The sequence below is a fragment of the Deinococcus marmoris DSM 12784 genome, from assembly GCF_000701405.1.
GTDB lineage: Bacteria > Deinococcota > Deinococci > Deinococcales > Deinococcaceae > Deinococcus > Deinococcus marmoris.
On record NZ_JNIV01000181.1, the window covers coordinates 1 to 3,743 of the forward strand.

A 3,743-nucleotide genomic window follows, 5' to 3' on the forward strand; every position below is an offset into this window, starting at 1 on the left:
ATCCAACGTTAGACTCTCACTCAAGCTGAGCTGTTCTGCCGACTAGCACGGCAGAACCCCAGATTCTGCGGTGCGTCCTTAGAATCTGATTCTGCGGCAAAGTGGGCCAGGGGTGAGGCCACCACAGCGGCTGGCCTTGATCTGACGTGCTTAGATGGCCGCAGCTCAGGCGACGGCCCAACGATCAGTAGAAAGGGGGTGGGTTTGGCTGCCCCAGGTGAACCCTCTCGTTTGCGGGGCAGACGTGGGTGTGAGTGAAACTTGTCGCCTCACCCTGATTCAGCCCACCCCTTAGACTGCTCCATGCCCTCACCGAAAAACCACCAGTTGCCTGATGAAGTCGACGCCCGTAGCGAGCGGGCCTCGTTTTCCTCGACCCGGCAACACGTCGGGGCAGCCGGATTGGTCCAGCTCAATATCCTCGAAGAGATTATTCAGAGTGGACGAGAACAACTGGTGGTCGCGCAGGCGCTTCGACAGGTGGTGGCCTCCACCCTCGAACAGCAGCGGGCCACACCGTTGGCGCAGATCGGGACCCTGGCCCAGGAGCATCAGGCTACGTTGAAGGACATCGTGAACTCCGGACGAGTGCAGATCGAAATGGCCCACCAACTGCGCCTGACCATTCAACAGACCCTGGCTGAAGTTCGCGAAACCCCGTTGGAAGACGTGAGTGGTCATCTGCTGACCACGTTGAGCGAGTCCGTTCGCGAACAGGTACAGGACCTCGAAGACATTATTCAGGCTGCCGTCGAGCAAGCCAGCTCCCTGGAACAGATCGCTCATCTGGAACAGGTCGGTGCGCAGGCAGCGACTCAGCTCCAGCAGGTGGAGCATGAGCGTGGGGAACGCGAACTGGTGCAACTGGAACGTCAGGCGGCTGACACGCTCGACCACATCCGGAGTCTGGAGCGAGAGGGACAGAGCCACGCGGCCCAGAAAATTCAACTGATCGCTGAGGCCCAGATCGCCGAGGAGCGCATCTCGGTGTTGCAGCAGGCCAATGCAGAGGATCAGGAGGAGATCACCCGCCTGGAAGACGAGGCGACCTGAGACCAGGAACCAGATCCTGCGCTAACGGCACTGTCAATCTCATTTCTCGTGGTTTGGACGCATCGCAGTCCATGCGTTGTCTCTGCTAACGATGATGACTTAATGATTGATCAGGACGGTATTTTCGGGGATGCTGTGGCATGCATCCGGCCCATTTAAGCTGTGCGTTCAACGGCTATGACGCTTTTCCCCTGGCCTGTCTGGCTGCTGATCACGCCATCCCTCCTGAAGTCCAGCCTTTCGTCCTGATCGGCGCGCTGGCCGATCTGGAAGGCATGCCTCCGGCCTACCTGTTCGCCGTGCGTGATGCTGATGTATGGCGCGTCATTCCCGTCCAGGAAGCCAAGGACGCTTGGCGGACAAGGCGTAGGGTAGCGTTCTGGCCGCTGCACAGTAGGCTCGAGTAACGGCCCTCCACGAGGGATGGCCCTTGGCGCTAAATCGTGTGGCCGTGCTGGGCCGAGGTATCAGATCAGGGTCTAAGACCCCTGAAACTTTCTAGAGATGCACCTGTTTTTTGCCGTGTTCATCGTATTCGGCGAACGTCAACCTGACGCCCAATTGAGGTATACCCCCCCTTGACACTCTTCATCCTGAGTCGCTTTAGATAGAAGAAAATTATAGGGTTTTATCCGGGTGAAAATAAAAGAATCAAAATTTTTGTTGACCCTGTGACCACCGTGATGTTCCTTCGGCGCTAATCGAAGATGGGCAAATCTCTAGCAAAGTCCTCAATGCTGTGTGCTGGGCGGCCCAACAACGTGGGCAAGTCGTCCGAAACATGCCTGGCGAGGCCCAAACGGGCGGTGACATAAATGGCCTCCATTACCAGCGTCTCGCCCAGGCCCACGCCGTGACCGCGCATCTGGCGGTAGAAGGCGAGGGGGTTGGGATCGGTGTAGCGGTACAGATGACCCGTAACACGTGTAAAAATCTCGGCCACCTCGCGGTAGGTCAGCGCGTCCGGGCCGGTCAATTCGTAGGCCCGGTTCTCGTGCCCATTTTCGGTCAGGACGATGGCGGCGGCCTCACTCACGTCATACGCGTCCACGAAACTGGTGCGCCCGTTTCCGGCTGGCACGGCGATGATGCCCTGCTTGAGTTCGGGCAAGTGCGTGGTGGTCAGGTTCTGCATGAAGAAGCTGGGGCGCAGGAAGGTATACGCCGCGCCGTTGCCGCTTAGGTGCTTCTCAAGCTGCATGTGCGGCGTGATCGTCAGCTTGTCGGCCCCCTGAAGCGACAGCAGCGCGAAGTGCCGCACCCCGGCCCCCAGCGCCACATCTAGCGCTGGAAACATGTCTCTGGACACCTGACTGATAGCGGGCGGACGCAGGACGAACAGCTTATCCAGGCCATCAAAAGCATTCAGGTAGGTCTGGCGCTTGCCGAATTCCATCGTCTCAAACTCGATCTGGGACGGCGGGGCATCCATGAACACCTGCCGTGCTTTCTCCTGGTGGCGGGCCAGGACGCGCACCCGCGCGCCGCGCCTGAGCAATGCCTGCACCAGCGGTGTGCCGATATTGCCGGGCGCTCCGGTGACACCGATCAGGGGAGAAGTGGAGTTGTTGAGGTCAGGCACAGGTGGCTCCAAATGACTTCATAACGATCAACGTAGCTGATGAGCGCTGAAAAGCCATCAGCATGGCCACAGGATCTTCACCCCGCAGGCAGCCTTGAGCCATGGGCGTCAGGCCGCGTTTCAGACCCAGGCCAGTGCCGCAGGGAGAACCCCGGAACTCACACCGCCCACCTGATCACCCAGGGCCTGAGTGTCCCCACAGGAACGGTGGCCGCCAGTGTGCCCCCGTCCGTCAAGCTGAAGGAGCAACTATGACCGACGACAGCCTGACACTTATCGAAGCCGACGCCCTGATGGAGATGCTTGAGGACAAGGTCACAGAGTTCGTAGCCCGGCCCTACAGCGACGAGCTGCGCGAGGCCATCCGCAAGGTGCGCGCCGTGGCTGACCTACACCCACCACCGGGCTAGGCCAGCGCTGAAGCGCGGTGGCGCTGATAGAGGCTGAGCCGGGGCAAAAGGAAGTAGCTCTCTTTATTCACTTGAGAAATATATTTTTCACTGTCCCAGTCGCATCCTCGTGGGGGCGCTTGGGGCGCTCGAGCGCCCCAAGCGACTAAGTGGTAGAGCGCCCCGAGCGCCCCCCCTGTACGCTGTGGCATGACTGACGCCCCGCTCGTTCTGACGCCTCAACAGGTGGCTGAACGCCTGGGCGTCCGGCTCCCCACACTCAGGCGGCATGCGACAACCATTGAGGCCATCACAGGCGAGGCATTGCCCAGAGGTCAGCACTTGGAGCGCTTATGGCCCGAGTCAGTGGTCAAACTGCTGGGAGAGGCACTGGGCATGGTTCACCGTCACGAGGCCGTCAGCGTTGAGGGGGCGCTCAGGGCGCTCACCTTGCCTCCAGCGTCCTCTTCTTCACTGGTTACCTCGGTACTGCCCGGCGTGGTCATAGGCCGGGACGATCTGGCCGAGTTGCTGCGCGAAGCCCTGGCACCCTCCCTCCTCCCAATCATGGCCGCACTGGAGAGGAGCCAAGATGAAATCGAGATCCTTCGCCGCGAGCTGGCACAGGAAGCGGGCGAGGCGGCGGCGGCCAGGGCAGAGATGCAGGTCATGCGCGGACAACTGGCCCGCCTGGAAGTCACCGCTCACGCCGCGTTGCC

5 protein-coding genes are annotated in these 3,743 nt (G+C 60.6%); 4 read left to right on the plus strand and 1 reads right to left on the minus strand.

The genetic code is table 11. The annotated features are described in order from the left end of the window. Window positions 1–303: 303 nt before the first annotated feature. Complete coding sequence (locus Q319_RS0122650; RefSeq protein WP_156039560.1) at window positions 304–1,053, plus strand: coiled-coil domain-containing protein; 750 nt, start codon at window positions 304–306, stop codon at window positions 1,051–1,053. A gap of 140 nt (window positions 1,054–1,193) precedes the next feature. Continuing rightward, window positions 1,194–1,460, plus strand: a complete 267-nt coding sequence (locus tag Q319_RS0122655) for a hypothetical protein (RefSeq protein WP_029484666.1) — start codon at window positions 1,194–1,196, stop codon at window positions 1,458–1,460. Between the two features lie 290 nt (window positions 1,461–1,750). On the opposite strand, the gene Q319_RS0122660 is transcribed toward Q319_RS0122655, so the two are convergent. Continuing rightward, window positions 1,751–2,635 (minus strand): SDR family oxidoreductase, encoded by an 885-nt coding sequence (locus Q319_RS0122660; RefSeq protein WP_034416501.1) that lies wholly within the window; start codon window positions 2,633–2,635, stop codon window positions 1,751–1,753. Between the two features lie 251 nt (window positions 2,636–2,886). Here Q319_RS0122660 and Q319_RS27665 point away from each other — a divergent pair, with 251 nt between their 5' ends. After that, entirely contained in the window at window positions 2,887–3,045 is a 159-nt protein-coding gene (locus tag Q319_RS27665; protein ID WP_156039561.1) for a hypothetical protein, read from the plus strand. 189 nt (window positions 3,046–3,234) lie between these two features. Then, a partial coding sequence (locus Q319_RS0122670; protein WP_029484668.1) for a hypothetical protein occupies window positions 3,235–3,743 on the plus strand: 509 nt, incomplete at its 3' end.

What these genes read in the sequence shown, in the direction of transcription:
- Q319_RS0122650 (WP_156039560.1), top strand. Translation starts at nt 304, where the DNA reads ATGCCCTCACCGAAAAACCACCAGTTGCCTGATGAAGTCGACGCCCGT.
- Q319_RS0122655 (WP_029484666.1), top strand. Translation starts at nt 1,194, where the DNA reads ATGCATCCGGCCCATTTAAGCTGTGCGTTCAACGGCTATGACGCTTTT.
- Q319_RS27665 (WP_156039561.1), top strand. Translation starts at nt 2,887, where the DNA reads ATGACCGACGACAGCCTGACACTTATCGAAGCCGACGCCCTGATGGAG.